The organism is Streptomyces sp. NPDC002787 (assembly GCF_053592095.1).
Window position 1 is genome coordinate 209,579 of record NZ_JBSFVC010000006.1, and the last position, 16,266, is coordinate 225,844.

Consider the following 16,266-nt stretch of genomic DNA (forward strand, 5'->3'; position numbering starts at 1 on the left):
ATGCGGGACGGCGGCCTACCGGCCGCCGGGGCGATGTGGGTCGGCCCTCCCCCGCTCGTAACGGCGGACGCGCCGGTAGCCGGTGAGCTCGCCCTCGGGGTCGAGCTCCACCCGGTAACTCGCGAGCAGGCTCATCGTGTCGGGGACCCGGGCGATCTCCAGGACCTCGACCTCCAACGTCCAGCCGTCCTCGGTCTGTTCGAAGGACGACACGGACTCGGGCGCCATGCCGGTCAGCTCCGCGAGCTGGGTCCGCGCGTGGCGCAGCACCTCCATGGGTTTCGGCCGCTCGTCCGGCGCGTCGTGCCGCGTATTGCCGGAAGACCCGCGCTCTTCGTTCGATTCCTGCGCTTCTTCCGGTTCTTCCGGTTTCTGGGATTTGCGTGAACTCTGTGTTCTTGATGTGTTGGATGTGTTCGACATGGCCACCTCGAACACCGAGTGGCCCCACGTCCGTTGGCCAAACCTTCCGGGTGGGGTGCGAATCCGCCGCCGGTCTCAGCCGCGCCGCGCCGCGAGCCTCCGCCGTGCCGGGCCCAGCGCCCGGCCCCTGCTCATCGCCCCCGCCCAGGGGTTGGTGCGGGCCTGTTCGACGGCGTCCGCCAGTGTCCAGCGGCGGGCGTCGACGGCCGGATCGTCCAACTGCTCCCAGGTGAGGGGCGTGGCCACGGGCGCGCCGGGGCGGGCCCGCACGGTGAAGGGGGCGACGGCGGTCTGGGCGTAGGCGTTGCGTTGCACGTCGAGGTAGAGCCGGTCGCCGCGGTCCTTCTTGCGGGCCTCGGTGGTGAGCCGCTGGGGGCGGGCGCGGACGAGTTCCTCGGCGACCTCCTTGGCGAAGTCGCGCACCGCGTCGAAGTCGTCGTGCCCGTTGAGCGGTACGACGATGTGGACACCCTTGGAGCCGGTGGTCATCGGCGCGGAAGGCAGCCTCAGCTCGTCCAGCAACGCCCGTACGTCCCTCGCCGCCTCGCGGACCTGCTCGAAGTCGTCCACCGCCGGGTCGAGGTCGAAGACCAGCCGGTCGGGCCGGTCGACGGCGCCCACCCTGGAGAGCCAGCGGTGCAGGGTGAGGCAGGCCTGGTCGGCGAGGTAGACGAGGGTCGCGGCGTCCTCGCACACCGGGTGGACGACCGTACCGCCCTCCTTGGGCACCTCGACGCGTTCGATCCAGTCCGGGTAGTGGTCCGGGGTGTTCTTCTGCATGAACATGGGTCCGCCGACGCCGTCGGGGTGCCGCTCCAGCATCAGCGGGCGTCCCCGCAGATGGGGCAACATGAAGGGGGCGACAGCACGGTAGTAGGCGACGAGGTCGCCCTTGGTGTACTCCTTGCCGCCGCCGTCACCGTCGGCGGGGAACAGCACCTTGTCCGGTCGGTGGATGTCGACGCGGCGCCGACCGACCCGCAGCGTGTGCGTGTCCCCCATCTCCGACTCCCTTCTGGATGCGGCCCGTTCGCAGGCCGCTGTTGGCCGTTCACACGGCGCCCTTGGCTGTTCAGGGCGTGATCGCGTGCTCCACCAGCAGCCGGCCGGCCGCCGCGATCGCCTCCGCGTCGATGCCCGCCTCGCGCAACTGCTCCTCGGGGGAGGCGGAACCCGGCATCGTACGGACGGCGAGGCGCACCAGGCGGGGCACCGGCCGGCCGTCGAGGAAGGCGTCGAGGACCGCGTCGCCGAGGCCGCCCTCCTCGCGGTGGTCCTCGACGGTGAGGATGCAGCCGGTGCGTTCGGCGGCCTCGCGCAGGGTGCGGCGATCGACGGGCTTGACCGAGTAGAGGTCGATCACCCGGACCTGGATGCCCTCGCCGTCCAGTGCCTCGGCGGCCTTCAGGGCCTCGTGGACGGTGACGCCGGCCGCGACGACGGTCAGCCGGTCGGTCTCCGAGGCGCGCAGCACCTTGCTGCCGCCGACCGGGAACTCCTCGGTCGGGCTGTAGAGGACGGGGCTCTCACCCCTGGAGGTGCGCAGATAGCGGATGCCTTCGAGGCCGGCCATCGTGCCGACGAGCTTGGCGGTCTGGTTGGCGTCGCACGGGTACAGCACGGTCGAGCCGTGCACCGAGCGCATCATCGCCAGGTCCTCCAGGCCCATCTGGGAGGGCCCGTCCTGGCCGATGGAGACGCCCGCGTGCGAGCCGACGAGGTTGAGGCCGGCGCCGCTGACCGACGCCATGCGGATGAAGTCGTGGGCGCGGGTGAGGAACGCCGCGAACGTGGAGACGTACGGCACCCAGTCGCGCGCCGCGAGCCCCACCGCGGCGGCCACGAGCTGCTGTTCGGCGATGTAGCACTCGAAGAACCGGTCGGGGTGCTCCTTGGCGAAGAACTCGGCGCGCGTGGAGTCGCTGACCTCGCCGTCCAGGGCGACGATGTCGCCGCGGGCGGTGCCGAGCGCGGCGAGCGCCTGGCCGTAGGCGTTCCGGGTGGCGACCTCGTCGCCGATGTCGTAGCGCGGCAGCTCCAGGTGCCCGGTGCGTACGGCGTGCAGCATCCGGGCGGCGGGCGGCTGGCGGACCTCGACGCGCAGGTCGCGTACGCCGCCGAGCTCCGCGATGGCCTCGTCGGCGTCCTTGAGCGGCTTGCCGTGCAGGCCCTCGCGGTCCTGGACGGCCTCGACGCCCTTGCCCTTGAGGGTGCGGGCGAGGATCACGGTGGGCTGGCCCTTGGTGGACTCGGCCTCGCCGTAGGCGCGGTCGACGGCGTCCACGTCGTGTCCGTCGATCTCGATCGTGTGCCAGCCGAAGGCGGCGAAGCGGCGGGCGTAGGCGTCGAGATCGTGTCCGTGCCGGGTGGGACCGCGCTGGCCGAGCCGGTTGACGTCCACGATCGCCGTCAGATTGTCCAGATGCTCGTAGGCCGCGTGCTCGGCGGCCTCCCACACCGAGCCCTCGGCGAGTTCGCTGTCGCCGCACAGCACCCACACCCGGTAGCCGGTGCGGTCCAGCCGCTTCCCGGCCAGCGCGATGCCGACACCCACGGGCAGGCCCTGGCCGAGCGAGCCGGTGGCCGTCTCCACCCAGGGCAGCCGCTGGGGCGTCGGATGCCCTTCGAGCCGGCTGCCCAGCTTCCGGAACGTCATCAGCTCGGTCTCGCTGATGGCGCCGGCCGCCTTGTAGGCGGAGTACAGCAGGGGCGAGGCGTGGCCCTTGGACAGCACGAAGCGGTCGTTGCCGGGGTGCCGGGGGCGGTCGAAGTCGTACCGCAGATGCTTGGCGAGCAACACCGCCATCAGCTCGGCGGCCGACATGGACGACGTCGGGTGCCCGGACCCCGCGGCCCCCGAGGCACGCACGCTGTCGACCCGCAACTGCTGGGCCAGTTCAGTGAGTTGACGGCTGTTCATGAGTCTCCTTCCGAACCCTTGGAGGGCTTTGGCGGGTCTTCGGATGCCGCGCTCCGCGCCGGCGTCGATCGCTGCTCCTCGCGGGCTCCCGGCACCGCGGCCGGGCCGGGCTTCGCGGGGGCCTCCTGCTCGCGTGCGGCTCCCGGTCCGCCTGACGCGCCGGTCTTCCCCGCCTCCGCCTTCTCCGGTCGCCCCGGCACCTTGGCCAGTTCCGGTGACGCCGTGTCCAGCGGTACCGACCAGGACCGTACGAGGCCCAACTGGACGCCCTGGCGGGGCAGTACGGCGTCGAGGAGCCAGTCGGCGGCGACCCGGACGCGGTTGCCGGGCATGGCGGCGAGGTGGTAGCCGCGGGTGACGGCTCCGGCGAGGGGGCCGGACAGCGGGACACCGAGGGGGTTCGCGGCGGCCTTGACGCCACCGAGGTCGACGACGAAGCCGAGGTCGCTGTGGCGGTAGGGCTTGGGCTCGCCCCTGCCGAGGGACGCGGCGACGTTGTATCCGGCCACCTTGCCCTGTCGCCAGGCGTGCTGGGCGGTCATCGGCGTGTACTGGCCGGGCTTGGTCAGATCGGGCACGGCGGCCGCGTCCCCGCAGGCGAACACCTCGGGCCGGCCGGGCACGTGCAGCGTGGGCTCGACGAGCAGCCGGCCGCGTTCCATCGGCAGCCCCAGCGACTCGGCGAGCGGATCGGGCCGTACGCCCACGCACCACACCAGCGTGCGCGTGTCGACGAACTCGCCGTCGCTCAGCAGTACTCCGGTGGACGTGGCCTCCTTCACGGAGGTCCCCATCCGCACGTCGACGCCCCGCTGCCGCAGTACCCGGTCGGCGGTCCGCGACAGCCTCTCGTCCATCTCGGGCATCACACGCTCGGCGATGTCCAGCAGCATCCAGCGGGGCCGCATGCCCTCCCGCAAGGGCTGCTTACGCACCAGCGCGTCGGTGAGCAACTGGCCTTGGGCGGCGACCTCGGTCCCGGTGTAGCCGGCGCCGACCACCACGAAGGTGCAGCGCGCGCCACAGCTCTTGGGATCCTCGCTGCCGGCGGCCAGTTCCACCTGCCGGGTCACATGGTCCCGGAGGTACAGCGCCTCGGGCAGCCCGCGGAAGCCGTGGGCGTGCTCGGCGACGCCCGGGATGGGCAGCAGCTTGTTGACGCTGCCGGCGGCGAGCACCAGTCGGTCGTAGGTGAGCGTGCCGACGCCGCCCTCGGGGTCGGAGTAGCGCACGGTACGCGCGTCGAGGTCGATGTCGTCGGCCTCCCCGAGCACCAGCCGTACGTGGCGCAGGGTGCCGGAGAGGGAGACGGTGACGCGGCGTGGTTCCAGGATGCCGGCGGCGACCTGGGGCAGCAGGGGGAGATACAGGAAGTAGTCGGTCGGGTTGAGCAGGGTGATGTCGGCCTTGTTCCGGGTCAGCCGCGAAAGGGTGCGGGCCGTCCGGTAGCCGGCGAAGCCGGCACCGACGATCACGATGCGGGGTCGACTCACGGTTCGCCTCCGGCGGGATCGCGTACGAGCCTTCCGCGTCCCCCTGGTCAGAGCGCCCAAACCGTCCGGGCGTCCGAACGTCCGTGGGTTTCCCCTGTGACCTTCGGGTACCCGGACCGCGACCCGATCCCCCACCCGACCCGCACCCGCGGCGGAGGTACCCCCCATGCCCGAATACGGATACTTCCTGGCGACCGAGGAGTTCGGTCCTGCGGAGCTGATCGAGCAGGCGAGGATGGCCGAGCAGGCCGGATTCGACTGTCTGTGGATCTCGGACCACTACCACCCGTGGAACAACGCCCAGGGCCAGAGTCCGTTCGTGTGGTCGGTCATCGGCGCGCTCTCCGAGGCGGTCTCGCTCCCCATCGAGACGGCGGTGACCTGCCCGACCGTCCGTATCCACCCGGCGGTCGTGGCGCAGGCCGCGGCGACCAGCGCGGTGATGACCGGCGGCCGGTTCCGCCTCGGCATCGGCTCGGGCGAGGCGCTCAACGAGCACGTCCTCGGCACCCGCTGGCCGCCGGCGGACGTCCGTCTGGAGATGCTGGAGGAGGCGGTGCAGGTGATGCGGCGCCTGTTCACCGGCGAGGAGGTCACCCATCGCGGCCCCCACTACACGGTGGAGAACGCCCGCCTCTACACGGTCCCCGACGAGCCGGTCCCCATCGACATCTCCGCTTTCGGTCCCAAGGCCGCCGGGCTGGCCGCCCGCGTCGGCGACGGCTTCATCACCATGGGTCCCGACGAGGAGTTGGTGACCCAGTACCGCAAGGGCGGTGGAGGCGGCCATCTCGTCAGCGGCGGTACGAAGGTGTGCTGGGGCCCGGACCGCGACGAGGCCGTCCGCCTGGTCCACAGCCTCTGGCCGAACGAGTCCCTGCCCGGTGAGATGGCCCAGATCCTGCCCACCCCCAGCCACTTCGAGCAGGTGGCGCCGCTGGTCACCGAGCAGATGGTCGGCGAGAACACGGTCTGCGGCGACGACGTCGACGAACACGTCGCCGAACTGAACGCCTTCGCCGAAGCGGGCTTCGACCGTGTCTACGTCGGCCAGATCGGCCCCGACCAGCGCGGATTCTTCGACTTCTACCGCACGAAGGTCCTCCCCCGACTCCGACGCTGACCGCCAGCACCCGGAGTTCTCGGCCCAGATGGTGCTCCCTCTCCCCATCATCTGGGCCGAGTGCATGCCCGGAGGGCGCCGAGGTGCGCGGTGGCCCCCGGCAGTGGAATCTGGGGATTGTGCGGCGCAAAGGTACGCGGGGCGGTGAGGGGCACGACGTGGAGAGGGCTCTGGACGAGCTCTACGCCACGCCGCCGCCCGGTTTCGTCTCCCGCCGTGAGGAGCTGGCGCTTCAGGCCAGATCGGACGGACGTGTCGCGGACGGACGCCGGATCCATGCTGCCCGCCGTCCCTCGCTCGCGGCCTGGACCGCGAACCTGCTGCTGCGGTCCCGCCCGGAGGAGAGCCGACGGTTCATGGAGCTGGGTCGCGCGCTGCGCGAGGCCTATCAGAACCTGGACGCCGGCGGGGTCAGGGAACTGTCCGAGCAGCGGCGGAGCCTCGTCGCCGCGCTGTCCCGGCAGGCCGGCGAACTCGCCCGTGAGGCGGGGCACCCCCTGTCCGACACGGTGCGCAGGGACGTCGAGTCCACCCTGCTCGCCGTGCTCGCCGACCAGGACGCGGCCGATCAGTGGGCCACCGGCCGCCTGGAGAGCGTCCTCGTCCCGCCGACGGCCTTCCCCTCCCGTACGACCGCGACGGACGGCACGCCGCGCGAGCCGGCCTCACCGCCCCGGGCGGGGGAACCGCCCCGGGCGAAGGCCCCCCGGGCGAAGGAACCGCGGGCGAAGGACGAGGTCGCCGAGAGGCGCCGCCGAAAGCAGGAGCTGCTCGGCCAGGCCCGCGAGGCGGCCAAGGCCGCCGACCAGCGGCTACGTGATCTCAGCGCCACCCGAGCGGAAGCCGACGCCGAGCTGGAACAGGCGCACGCCCGGCACGACCGGGCCGCACAGGAGGTCTCCGAGGCCGAGCAACACCTACGGCGGGCACGCGAAGACCTCCAGCGGGCCGCAGACCAACGCGAGCAGGCCGAGCGGCGGCTACGCTCCGCCACCGAAGCCGCAGCCGAGGCGGAGCGGGCGGCACGGCAGGCGGCCAAGGAGGTGGAACGTCACTCCAGGTCCGTCACCTAGACGGCGACCGGCCCAGGCGGCGCAGGCCGGCGGTCAGCGCGGCGCTCAGCCCGGCCGCCGCCAGACCCGCCCCCACCCGGTTCCGGTTGCGCGAGGCCCAGTTCTGCGCGCTCTCCGCCTGCGCCTCGGAGTCGAAGCGGCCATGCGCCCCGAAGTCCCGCCCGTGCGGGCCGTCGGCGGGACTCCACAGGTTTCCGTCACCGCCGAGACCGCCCGGCTTCTCCGGCGCCCCCTTGTCTCGCCGATCTCGCGGCCCCTGCTGGGAGTCGAACCCCGTGCGCGCGAGGTACCGCTCGAGCAGCGCGGGCGCGACCGCGTTGGCGATCAGGGTCGCCACCGTGGAGCCGCCGACCCAGTACTCCCGCCGCCGCCCGTGCCCCGCCGCGTGCACGATCGCGCGTGCGGCGACCTCCGGCTGGTAGATGGGGGCGACGGGACGCGCCCGCCCGGGCAGACGGCTCAACACCCAGTCGAACTGGGGGGTGTTGACGGCCGGCAGCTGCACCATGGACGTGCGCACGCGTGTCCCCGCGTGCAGCAGCTCGCACCGCAGGGACTCGTTGAAGCCCTGGATCGCGTGCTTGGCCCCGCAGTACGCGGACTGCAGCGGGATACCCCGGTAGGCGAGCGCGGAGCCGACCTGGACGACGGTGCCGTGGTCGCGGGGCAGCATGTGCCGGAGTGCGGCGCGGGTCCCGAACACATAGCCCAGATAGGTCACTTCGGTGACGCGGCGGAACTCGTCCGGCGTGATGTCGGTGAAGGGCGCGAAGACGCCGGAGAAGGCGTTGTTGACCCACACGTCGATATGGCCGAACGCGTCGACGACCTGCTGCGCCGCGTCGTCCACGGCCTTCGCGTCGGCCATGTCCACGGGCACGACCAGTGCCTCACCCCCGGCCCTTTCCACCTCCTCGGCCGCCGCCGCGAGCCCTTCACGGCCCCGGGCCAGCAGCGCGACGCGCTGTCCCCGCGCGGCGAAGGCGAGGGCCGTGGCCCGGCCGACGCCCCCGCTGGCCCCGGTGACCACGACGGCCCCGGCCTGGCGGCGCGCCGACGATGACGATACGGCGCCCGCCATCGTCACCCCCTGTGGTGCGGCGTCTCGGGGTCGATGCCCGGCGGGGGCGGCGCACCGGCCGCCGTACCCGGCATCGGTCCGCCCGCGGCCCCGGTCGCACCGCCCGGCGCGACGGGCGGCACCGGCGGATAACCGGCCGGTCCCGTGCCACCCGGTGGCATCCCCGGCGCCGTACCACCGACGGCCCGGTCACGGCCCGCCGCGAGTTCGCCCTCGCGCTCGCCGGTCGGCCGGGACGCCGAGGGCCGCGCCGCGCCCCTCAGCACATAGGCCACCGCGCCGAGCACGACGGCCGTGATCAGCGCGGCGGCCCAGTCCGGCAGGCCGAGCGAGAGCACCAGACCGAGCGCCAGCGCCAGGGCGGCGCCCGCGTACAGGGCGACGGCGCCGGACGCGGCGTACAGCGCGGCCGTACGGCGCTGCTTACGGGTCTGCTGGCGCAGTTCGTCCCGTACGGTCTCGCGCGCCACCTGCGCCAACTCGTCGACCAGATGCTTGTCCAGATGTTCCAGATGTTCCAGATGATCCAAGCGGTCCATTGCGCCCGAGTACCCGAGCCCGCGTCCCCGTAACTCCGCGCACCCGTGCCCCCACGCCTCACGCCCATGCCCGCGTGCCGGGGCGGAATGGTGATCGGTTCGTGCGGATCGGCGATCCGATGCGCACGAACCGGTCGGAACGATCTCCCTTGCCGCCCGGCCCCAACTAGGCTTTTGCGCATGGAGATTCTCGGAACCACGCTCCGCATCTGCGTCGACGACCTGGAAGCCGCGGTCCCGTTCTACGAGAGACTCTCGGGCGGACCGGCGATGCGCTTCGAACGCGGCGGTGTCCAGGTCGCCGCCGTCGGCTGTTTCCTGCTGATGAGCGGCCCGGAGTCCGAGCTGGAGGTCCTGCGGAAGGTCACCGCCACGATCGCGGTCGAGGACGTCGACGAGGCCAACCAGATCCTCACCGCCTCCGGTGCCCAGGTCCTGGCCGGCCCGATCCCCACGCCCGTCGGCCGCAACCTCATCGCGGTCCATCCCGACGGCTCGGTCTACGAGTACGCGGACCGCCGATCGACCGGCCAGGGCGCTTCATCTCCACCGTCAGCGCCCACCGCTGGTGGTCCCGCCACGCCCCGTCGATGAACAGGAAGTCCGGCGAGAACCCCTCCAGGCGGAAGCCGCAGCGCCGGGCGAGAGCGATGGACGCCGCGTTCCGGGGCTGCACGTTGATCTCCAGCCGGTGCAGCCCCATCGCCCCGAACGCGTACTCGACGACCAGTCCCAGTGCCTCCCGCATCAGCCCCCGCCCGGCGGCGTGCGCGAAGGCCCCGTAACCCAGGGCGCCGCATCGGAAGCCGCCCTCCACGATGTTGTTGATGTTGATGAATCCGGCGATCCCCCCGCCGTCCTTCTCGCACACCAGGAAACCGGTCTTCGTCGGATCGTCGATGAGCCGCGCCGCGTACGAGGCGTACGCGGCGGGCGTGGCCGGCGGGAACAGCCACGGATGGTGCAGATCCCTGCTCTCCCGCACCCGCGCGATGAACTCGGACCCGTCGCCGGGCGCGAAGTGCCGTATCCCCACACGGGGGCCTTCAGCGAGGTAACGAACATTCTCGGACACCTCGCCACGGTACGGCGGCGGAGGCGTCACCCGCGCCGCCGCATGAAGAACACCCCGCACAACGCCCCGATCGCTCCCGTCCCCAGCAGCGCCAGCCACAGCGGCATGGTGACCTCGGAGACCAGCAGCTGGATCTCGGTGTGCTGCGTGTTCTGGAAGACGAAGACGAGCGCGAGCACCGCGAGCACACCCACGATGACCCGGCCGGGCGTCAGCAGATCACCCCACCGCTTCCGCCCGTGCGTCCGCACACGATCCGATGTCTTCGGGCTCATACCTCCAGGATGACGCGAACCGCCGGGGCGCGCCCGCCGTCAGATCAACGCCGGCTCGTCGAGCGTCAGCGTGCCCGCCTCCGTGTCCAGCTCCGCCGTCACCCCGAGCGGGATGGTCAGCGCCCCGTCGCCGTGGCCGAAGCCGAACTCCTCGATCATCGGTACGCCGAAGCCGCCGAGGCGGTCCATGAGCAGCGCCCGCACCCTCTCGTACGGCTCGCACTGCGCCCAGGAGCCGAGGAGGACGCCGCCGACGCCGTCGAACCAGCCGGCACGCAGGAGTTGGGTGAGGTAGCGGTCGAGGCGGTAGGTCTCCTCGCCGACGTCCTCCAGGCAGAGCAGGGCGCCGCGGGCGGAGGGGCGGGCGTGGGGGTTGCCGAGTTCGGCGGCGAGGAGGCAGAGGCAGCCGCCGAGGAGGACGCCCCGGGCGCGGCCGGGTACGAGGGTGGCGCTTCCCTCGGCGGCCCGGATCGTCCGTACCGTCTCCGGGGCGAAGAGGGTCGCCCGCAGATGTTCCTGGGCTCTCGTGTTCTTGAGGAAGTCGACGCCCGCGGCCATGGGGCCGTGCAGGGTGACGAGTCCGGCGCGGGTGGCGAAGGCCTCGTGCAGGGCGGTGATGTCGCTGAAGCCGACGAATGGCTTGGGGCCCGCCGCCCGTATCGCGTCCCAGTCGAGCAGGTCGGCCATCCGCTGCACGCCGTAGCCGCCGCGGGCGCAGAGGACGGCGGACACGGTCGGGTCGCACCAGGCGGCCTGGAAGTCGGCGGCCCGGTCGGCGTCCGTGCCCGCGAGGTAGTCGAAGCCGGGGTGCCGGTCGAGCGTGTGGGGTGCGACGACGGGGTCGAGGTCCCAGCCGCGCAGGATGTCCAGCCCGGCGCTGAGCCGCTCCTCGGGCACCGGCCCGCTGGGGGCGACGACGGCCACGCGGGCGCCCGGGGCGAGACGGGCGGGCCGGGTCAGCGGGGTGGCGGCAGGGACCGCAGTGGCGGCGGGGGCCGGGGTGGTCGGGGCGGGTGTCGTCACTTGGCGAGCTCCAGAGTAGGGATTCCCGGAGGATTCAACCCGAAGACCTGCGCGTACAGCGACAGCTCCGCCTCCAGGACCCGCACCATCGTCTCCGCCCGCCGGAAACCGTGCCCCTCCCCCTCGAACGCGATGTACGCGTGCGGCACCCGCCGCCCCTCCAACCGCGCCAGGAACCGCTCGCACTGCGCGGGCGGACAGATCACGTCGTCGAGGCCCTGCAGCAGCAGGAAGGGCGCGGTGATCCGGTCGGCGTGCTCGGTGGGCGACCGCTCCTCGTACCGCATCGGTTCCTCGGCCGGCGGTCCGACCAGGCTCTCCAGATACCGTGACTCGAAGTCGTGGGTCTCCCCCGAGCCCCAGTTCGTGAGGTCGAGGATCGGATAGAGGATGGTTCCGCAGGCGTAGACGTCGGTCGTGGTGAGGGAGACGGCCGCGGTCCAGCCGCCCGCGCTGCCGCCGCGGATCGCGAGTCTGGTGCGGTCGGCGGTGCCCTCGTCGGCGAGGGCGAGCGCGACCGCCGCGCAGTCCTCGACGTCGACGAAGCCCCACTGTTCGCGCAGCCGGTTGCGGTACTCCCGCCCGTAACCGGTGGACCCTCCGTAGTTGACCTCGGCGACGCCGATGCCGCGCGAGGTGAAGTAGGCGATCGCCAGGTCGAGGACCAGGGGCGCGTGGCTGGTGGGTCCGCCGTGCGCCCAGATCACGTACGGCGGCAGTTCGGTGCTGAAGGCGACGCAGCCGGGGTGGTGGGGCGGGTAGATGTGGGCGTGGATCTCACGTCCGGCGGGGCCGAGGAAGCTGCGGATCTGGGGCTCGGGGTAGTAGGAGGGGTCGACCGGGTCGTCGTGCGCGGCCCCGATCACCCGGGCGTCGCCGGTGGCGGCGTCCACTTCGATCACCTCGTACGCGCTGCGGGGGCTGGCCCCGATGCCGACGACCCGGCTGCCGTGCACGGCGAGGGAGGGGGCGAACTCGGTCCATGGTCCGGCCGCGTCGACGACCTGGCCGGTCTCGATGTCGAGGATGCCGAGCGCGGTGGTGCCCCGCCCGTGCACCACGGCGGCGAGCCCGCCCTCCAGCAGGGCGAACCAGCGCCAGCCGACCTTCCACAGCGGCCCGCCGAACTCCTCCTCACGGGCGCACAGCGCCGTACGCTCGTCGCCGTCGAGGCGGTAGAGGTTCCAGTAGCCGGTGGTGTCGCTGGAGTACACGAGGGTTCCGTCGGCGGCCCATTCGACCTGGGCGACGGACTCGTCCGGGCCGCCGCCGACGGTCCGGACCTCGCCCAGCAGGCCTTCCTCGGTCACGTCGGCGACGAGCAGCGAGGTACCGTCCCAGGGCATGCGCGGATGGTCCCAGGCGAGCCACGCGGCGCGGCGGCCGTCGGGCGAGAGACGGGGGCCGGTGACGAAGCGGTGGCCGTCGTCGGTGAGTTCCCGTACGGCGTCCCGGTCCTCGGCCGCCGAGCCGTCCAGCGGCACCGCGGCGACGACCCGCCGTACGTCGGTGGGCCCCTCCCCGGTGAACTCCTCCAGGACGCACCACACCTCGTCCCGCCCGGGGTGCGGCTGCGGGTCCACCCAGCGCAGTCCACCGCCCACCGACGACACCGGGGTGAGCGGGCGGGGTTCGCCGCCCGGCTCGTACCGGTACAGGCGCTGGTCGGCGTGGTTCACGAAGACGACGGACGGGCCGTCGTCACGCGGCACACCGGCCCACGGCCGGCCGCCGTACTCCATGACCCGGCTGCGTACGTTCCACGGCGCCGGCAGTACCGACTCCTCCGTGCCGTCGGCCGTGCGCCGCACGAGGGTGCGCCGGCCGCCCTCGGTGGGCCGTGGCTCGGTCCACCACACCTCGTCGCCGACGAACCCCACGAACTCGGGGTGGCCGTCGTGCGCGGCGGCGAGCGACGCGTCGATCGGCGAGGGCCACGAACCGTACGCGAGGGTCTGCACCTTGTTCCCCATCTCCCTTGGTCCCCCGTGCCGCATCGCTCAGGCCGTCCGCAGGAAGCGGTCGAGTACGCGGACGCCGAAGTGGAGCGCCTCGACGGGGACGCGCTCGTCGACCCCGTGGAACATCGCCGCGTAGTCGAAGCCCTCGGGCAGCCTCAGCGGCGAGAAGCCGTAGCCGGTGATGCCGAGGCGCGAGAACTGCTTGGCGTCCGTGCCGCCCGGCATGCAGTACGGCACGACATGCCCCTCGGGCGCGAACTCCTCGACGGCGGCCCGCATCCGCGTGTACGTCACCGAGTCCACCGGCGCCTGCAGGGCCACCTCGCGGTGCTCGTACTCCCACTCCACGTCGGGTCCGGTGAGCCGGTCGAGGGTCTCCCGGAACTCGTCCTCGCCGCCGGGCAGATACCGCCCGTCGACGCGGGCGACGGCCTCGCCCGGGATCACATTGATCTTGTAGCCGGCTTCCAGCATGGTCGGGTTGGCGCTGTTGCGCACGGTCGCCTCGACCAGGGCGGCGGCCGGGCCGAGCTTGTCGAGCAGCCGGTCGACGCCGTCGCGGTCGTCGAGGTCGGCCTCGACGCCGTACAGCGCGGCGAGTTCGGTGAGAGCCGCGCGGACGGTCGGGGTGAGGCGGAGGGGCCACTCGTGCGTACCGATCCGGGCGACGGCCGCCACCAGCCGGGTCACCGCGTTGGCCCGGTTCACCTTGGAGCCGTGGCCGGCCCGGCCGCGCGCGGTGAGCTTCAGCCAGCCGGTGCCGCGCTCCCCCGCCGCGATCGGATAGATCTGCCGGCCCGCGCCGTCGTGGAAGGTGAACGCCCCCGACTCGCTGATGCCCTCGGTGCAGCCCTCGAAGAGACCGGGGTGTTCGTCGGCGAGGAACCCGGAGCCGTCCTCGGCGCTCGCCTCCTCGTCGGCGGTGAACGCGATCACGATGTCCCGGCGGGGGCGTACGCCCGCGCGCGCCCACTGCCGTACGACGGCGAGGATCATCGCGTCCATGTTCTTCATGTCGACCGCGCCCCGGCCCCAGACGACACCGTCGCGGATCTCCCCGGAGAACGGGTGGACGCTCCACTCCTCCGCCTGGGCGGGCACCACGTCCAGATGACCGTGGACGAGCAGCGCGTCCGCCGACGGGTCGGTGCCCTCGATCCGCGCGACGACGTTCGTACGGCCCGGCGTGCGCTCCAGCAGCGTGGGCTCCAGGCCCGTCTCGGCGAGCAGCGCGGCGGCGTACTCGGCGGCGGGCCGCTCCCTGCAGTCCCCGCCCCCGCGGTTGGTGGTGTCGACGCGGATGAGTTCGGAGGTGAACCGGACGACCTCGTCCAGCGCCTGCCGCGCCATGGGTTCCGCGGGGCTCACGGGACGTGCGTGCTCAGCCATAGGTCTCCTCCACTGCGGCCGAGACGATCGTGGTGACCGCCTTGAAGGTGCGGATTCCCTCGTACATGGTCGGGCTGGTGTACGCGACCTTGCGTTCACCGATACGGCTCACCCCCGGCACGACGGTCGCGGCCATCGCCAGGTGCTCGGCGTCGAACTCGAGCGCCACGGTGAACGGCCCGCCTCTGACCGGTTCGTGACGCACCGCGAGCGACGCGGCCTCCTTCGCCGCCGCGCGGATGTCGGCGGCCGTCCTCGTCGGCGTACGGCACACCGCCGCGTACCGCGACACATGGTCCTTGACCGCCACTTTGAGCGCCCCGGGCGCGTATCCCAGGGCGTCCTCGCAAGCCACGTCGTCGCCGGTCACCAGCACCACCGGTACCCCGTACTCGGCCACCACATGCGAGTTGAGCAGTCCCTCGCTGGCCCGCTCGTCGTTCACCCACACCCCGGTGATGGAGTTCGCGAGGTAGGTGTGGGCCAGGACCCCCTCCATCCCGGCGCCCGCGTGATAGCCGACGAACGCGATGCCGTCCACGTCCCCGTGCTGCACGCCCTCCACCATGGACAGCGCCTTGTGCCGCCCCGTCAGCATCTGCGCGCGCTCGTCCAGCCGCTCCAGCAGCAGATTGCGCATCGTCCAGTGCGCCTCGTTGATCAGCACCTCGTCGGCTCCGCCGTCGAAGAACCCGAGCACGGCGGCGTTCACGTCCGAGGTGAACATCGAACGGCACCGCTCCCACTGCGGCGTCCCCGGCAGCACATCGGCCGGCCAGGTGACTCCGGTGGCGCCCTCCATGTCGGCGCTGATGAGGATCTTCATGTCGCTTCACGTTACGCGTCGACTCGGGAACTTCCTACGAGGGAACAGCCGGTCCGGTCTGCGCGGTTGCATCGACCGAGGCACCGGCACCGCGTCGGCGGGGAACTCGGAGACCACAAGGCCGTCCGGCCCACCAGGATCCGGGCCCCGGGATCGCGGTACGCCTGCCGCGCACTCGGACCACGACGTATTTCCGCAGGAGGACTGTTTCATGACTGACCGGCCCTTGACTCTCATGGCCGTACACGCCCACCCCGACGACGAGGCCACCGGAACGGGAGGGGTCCTCGCGCGGTACGCGGCGGAAGGCATCCGCACGGTTCTCGTGACGTGTACCGACGGCGGTTGCGGTGACGGGCCGGGAGGTGTCAAGCCCGGCGACCCCGGGCACGATGCGGCGGCGGTCGCCTTGATGCGCCGTCAAGAACTCCAGGCGAGCTGTGACGTCCTGAAGGTCAGCGACCTGGAGACGCTGGACTATGCCGACTCCGGGATGATCGGCTGGCCGAGCAACGACGCACCCGGATCCTTCTGGCGGACCCCCGTGGAGGAAGGCGCGGCCCGACTCGCGGAACTGATGCGGCACTACCGGCCTGATGTGGTCGTCACCTACGACGAGAACGGCTTCTACGGCCACCCCGACCACATCCAGGCCCACCGCATCACGATGGCGGCGCTGGAGATGACCGCGCTGACGCCGAAGGTGTACTGGACCACGATGCCCCGCTCGATGATGCAGCGGTTCGGCGAGATCATGCGCGAGTTTCATGAGGACATGCCGGAGCCGGACCCTGCCGAGGCCGCCGCGCTGGCCGAGATCGGCCTCCCCGACGATGAGATCACCACGTGGGTGGACACCACGGCGTTCAGCGGCCAGAAGTTCGACGCGCTGGCCGCGCACGCCAGTCAGGGCGAGAACATCTTCTTCCTCAAGATGGGCAAGGAGCGGTTCGGCGAGTTGATGGGCATGGAGACCTTCGTACGCGTCCAGGACGCCACCGGCGCGGCCACACCGGAGAACGATCTCTTCGCCGGGCTGCGCTGATCCGCCCGCCCGCCCGACCG

At 72.3% G+C, this 16,266-nt stretch carries 15 protein-coding genes and 1 pseudogene; 4 read left to right on the forward strand and 12 right to left on the reverse strand.

What is annotated here, in order from left to right; all coding sequences use genetic code 11:
• Nucleotides 1-15 precede the first annotated feature (15 nt).
• The 4 genes from ACWD26_RS10695 to ACWD26_RS10710 all read right to left on the reverse strand — a co-directional run bounded on the left by ACWD26_RS10695 (nucleotide 16) and on the right by ACWD26_RS10710 (nucleotide 4,836).
• Nucleotides 16-423: a gas vesicle protein GvpO gene (locus tag ACWD26_RS10695; RefSeq protein ID WP_451268566.1), complete on the reverse strand. Its 408-nt coding sequence runs from the start codon at nucleotides 421-423 to the stop codon at nucleotides 16-18.
• A 75-nt stretch (nucleotides 424-498) separates the two neighbouring features.
• Nucleotides 499-1,425, reverse strand: coding sequence for a non-homologous end-joining DNA ligase (gene ligD / locus ACWD26_RS10700; RefSeq protein ID WP_451268358.1), 927 nt, complete (start codon nucleotides 1,423-1,425; stop codon nucleotides 499-501).
• A gap of 70 nt (nucleotides 1,426-1,495) precedes the next feature.
• Nucleotides 1,496-3,343, reverse strand: coding sequence for a transketolase (locus tag ACWD26_RS10705; protein ID WP_451268360.1), 1,848 nt, complete (start codon nucleotides 3,341-3,343; stop codon nucleotides 1,496-1,498).
• Nucleotides 3,340-4,836, reverse strand: a complete 1,497-nt coding sequence (locus ACWD26_RS10710; RefSeq protein ID WP_451268362.1) for an NAD(P)/FAD-dependent oxidoreductase — start codon at nucleotides 4,834-4,836, stop codon at nucleotides 3,340-3,342. Before ACWD26_RS10710 ends, ACWD26_RS10705 begins: the two co-directional genes overlap by 4 nt.
• A 166-nt stretch (nucleotides 4,837-5,002) precedes the next feature.
• Between ACWD26_RS10710 and ACWD26_RS10715 the strand changes: the two genes are divergently transcribed.
• Together ACWD26_RS10715 and ACWD26_RS10720 are read left to right on the forward strand one after the other, a co-directional pair.
• The gene (locus ACWD26_RS10715) at nucleotides 5,003-5,959 is read left to right on the forward strand and encodes an LLM class F420-dependent oxidoreductase (protein ID WP_451268364.1); all 957 of its coding nucleotides are present in this window, start codon (nucleotides 5,003-5,005) and stop codon (nucleotides 5,957-5,959) included.
• Nucleotides 5,960-6,117: 158 nt separating this feature from the next.
• Nucleotides 6,118-7,032: a hypothetical protein gene (locus tag ACWD26_RS10720; RefSeq protein WP_451268366.1), complete on the forward strand. Its 915-nt coding sequence runs from the start codon at nucleotides 6,118-6,120 to the stop codon at nucleotides 7,030-7,032.
• On the opposite strand, the gene ACWD26_RS10725 is transcribed toward ACWD26_RS10720, so the two are convergent.
• Both ACWD26_RS10725 and ACWD26_RS10730 read right to left on the reverse strand, forming a co-directional pair.
• Nucleotides 7,025-8,113: an SDR family oxidoreductase gene (locus tag ACWD26_RS10725; RefSeq protein ID WP_451268368.1), complete on the reverse strand. Its 1,089-nt coding sequence runs from the start codon at nucleotides 8,111-8,113 to the stop codon at nucleotides 7,025-7,027. The two genes, ACWD26_RS10720 and ACWD26_RS10725, sit on opposite strands and share 8 nt — an antisense overlap.
• Before the next feature lie 2 nt (nucleotides 8,114-8,115).
• Complete coding sequence (locus ACWD26_RS10730; protein WP_451268568.1) at nucleotides 8,116-8,643, reverse strand: phage holin family protein; 528 nt, start codon at nucleotides 8,641-8,643, stop codon at nucleotides 8,116-8,118.
• Nucleotides 8,644-8,832: 189 nt separating this feature from the next.
• On the opposite strand from ACWD26_RS10730, the pseudogene ACWD26_RS10735 reads away from it, so the two are divergent.
• Nucleotides 8,833-9,180 (forward strand): annotated as a pseudogene (locus tag ACWD26_RS10735) (VOC family protein); the annotation flags it as partial.
• On the opposite strand, the gene ACWD26_RS10740 reads toward ACWD26_RS10735, so the two are convergent.
• From ACWD26_RS10740 to ACWD26_RS10765, 6 genes are read right to left on the reverse strand one after another with little or no spacing between them, the layout of a single operon-like run.
• Nucleotides 9,125-9,727, reverse strand: a complete 603-nt coding sequence (locus ACWD26_RS10740) for a GNAT family N-acetyltransferase (RefSeq protein WP_451268370.1) — start codon at nucleotides 9,725-9,727, stop codon at nucleotides 9,125-9,127. The pseudogene ACWD26_RS10735 and the gene ACWD26_RS10740 overlap by 56 nt on opposite strands.
• A 26-nt stretch (nucleotides 9,728-9,753) precedes the next feature.
• The gene (locus ACWD26_RS10745; protein WP_451268372.1) at nucleotides 9,754-10,002 is read right to left on the reverse strand and encodes a lipopolysaccharide assembly protein LapA domain-containing protein; all 249 of its coding nucleotides are present in this window, start codon (nucleotides 10,000-10,002) and stop codon (nucleotides 9,754-9,756) included.
• Between the two features lie 39 nt (nucleotides 10,003-10,041).
• The gene (locus ACWD26_RS10750; RefSeq protein ID WP_451268570.1) at nucleotides 10,042-10,962 is read right to left on the reverse strand and encodes a S66 peptidase family protein; all 921 of its coding nucleotides are present in this window, start codon (nucleotides 10,960-10,962) and stop codon (nucleotides 10,042-10,044) included.
• A 59-nt stretch (nucleotides 10,963-11,021) separates the two neighbouring features.
• Nucleotides 11,022-12,998 (reverse strand): dipeptidyl-peptidase 5, encoded by a 1,977-nt coding sequence (locus ACWD26_RS10755; RefSeq protein ID WP_451268374.1) that lies wholly within the window; start codon nucleotides 12,996-12,998, stop codon nucleotides 11,022-11,024.
• 27 nt (nucleotides 12,999-13,025) lie between these two features.
• A complete protein-coding gene (locus ACWD26_RS10760) occupies nucleotides 13,026-14,375 on the reverse strand; it encodes a M20/M25/M40 family metallo-hydrolase (protein ID WP_451268376.1) in 1,350 nt (449 codons plus the stop codon).
• Nucleotides 14,368-15,201 (reverse strand): M55 family metallopeptidase, encoded by an 834-nt coding sequence (locus ACWD26_RS10765; RefSeq protein WP_451268378.1) that lies wholly within the window; start codon nucleotides 15,199-15,201, stop codon nucleotides 14,368-14,370. The genes ACWD26_RS10760 and ACWD26_RS10765 overlap by 8 nt, the downstream gene beginning before the upstream one ends.
• A 211-nt stretch (nucleotides 15,202-15,412) precedes the next feature.
• Between ACWD26_RS10765 and ACWD26_RS10770 the strand changes: the two genes are divergently transcribed.
• Nucleotides 15,413-16,246 carry a PIG-L family deacetylase gene (locus ACWD26_RS10770; RefSeq protein WP_451268380.1) on the forward strand — a complete coding sequence of 278 codons (834 nt, stop codon included), beginning with the start codon at nucleotides 15,413-15,415 and terminating at the stop codon, nucleotides 16,244-16,246.
• Nucleotides 16,247-16,266: the final 20 nt, after the last annotated feature.

What these genes read in the sequence shown, in the direction of transcription:
- ligD (WP_451268358.1), bottom strand. Translation starts at nt 1,425, where the DNA reads ATGGGGGACACGCACACGCTGCGGGTCGGTCGGCGCCGCGTCGACATC.
- ACWD26_RS10695 (WP_451268566.1), bottom strand. Translation starts at nt 423, where the DNA reads ATGTCGAACACATCCAACACATCAAGAACACAGAGTTCACGCAAATCC.
- ACWD26_RS10745 (WP_451268372.1), bottom strand. Translation starts at nt 10,002, where the DNA reads ATGAGCCCGAAGACATCGGATCGTGTGCGGACGCACGGGCGGAAGCGG.
- ACWD26_RS10725 (WP_451268368.1), bottom strand. Translation starts at nt 8,113, where the DNA reads ATGGCGGGCGCCGTATCGTCATCGTCGGCGCGCCGCCAGGCCGGGGCC.
- ACWD26_RS10755 (WP_451268374.1), bottom strand. Translation starts at nt 12,998, where the DNA reads ATGGGGAACAAGGTGCAGACCCTCGCGTACGGTTCGTGGCCCTCGCCG.
- ACWD26_RS10765 (WP_451268378.1), bottom strand. Translation starts at nt 15,201, where the DNA reads ATGAAGATCCTCATCAGCGCCGACATGGAGGGCGCCACCGGAGTCACC.
- ACWD26_RS10760 (WP_451268376.1), bottom strand. Translation starts at nt 14,375, where the DNA reads ATGGCTGAGCACGCACGTCCCGTGAGCCCCGCGGAACCCATGGCGCGG.
- ACWD26_RS10705 (WP_451268360.1), bottom strand. Translation starts at nt 3,343, where the DNA reads ATGAACAGCCGTCAACTCACTGAACTGGCCCAGCAGTTGCGGGTCGAC.
- ACWD26_RS10770 (WP_451268380.1), top strand. Translation starts at nt 15,413, where the DNA reads ATGACTGACCGGCCCTTGACTCTCATGGCCGTACACGCCCACCCCGAC.
- ACWD26_RS10715 (WP_451268364.1), top strand. Translation starts at nt 5,003, where the DNA reads ATGCCCGAATACGGATACTTCCTGGCGACCGAGGAGTTCGGTCCTGCG.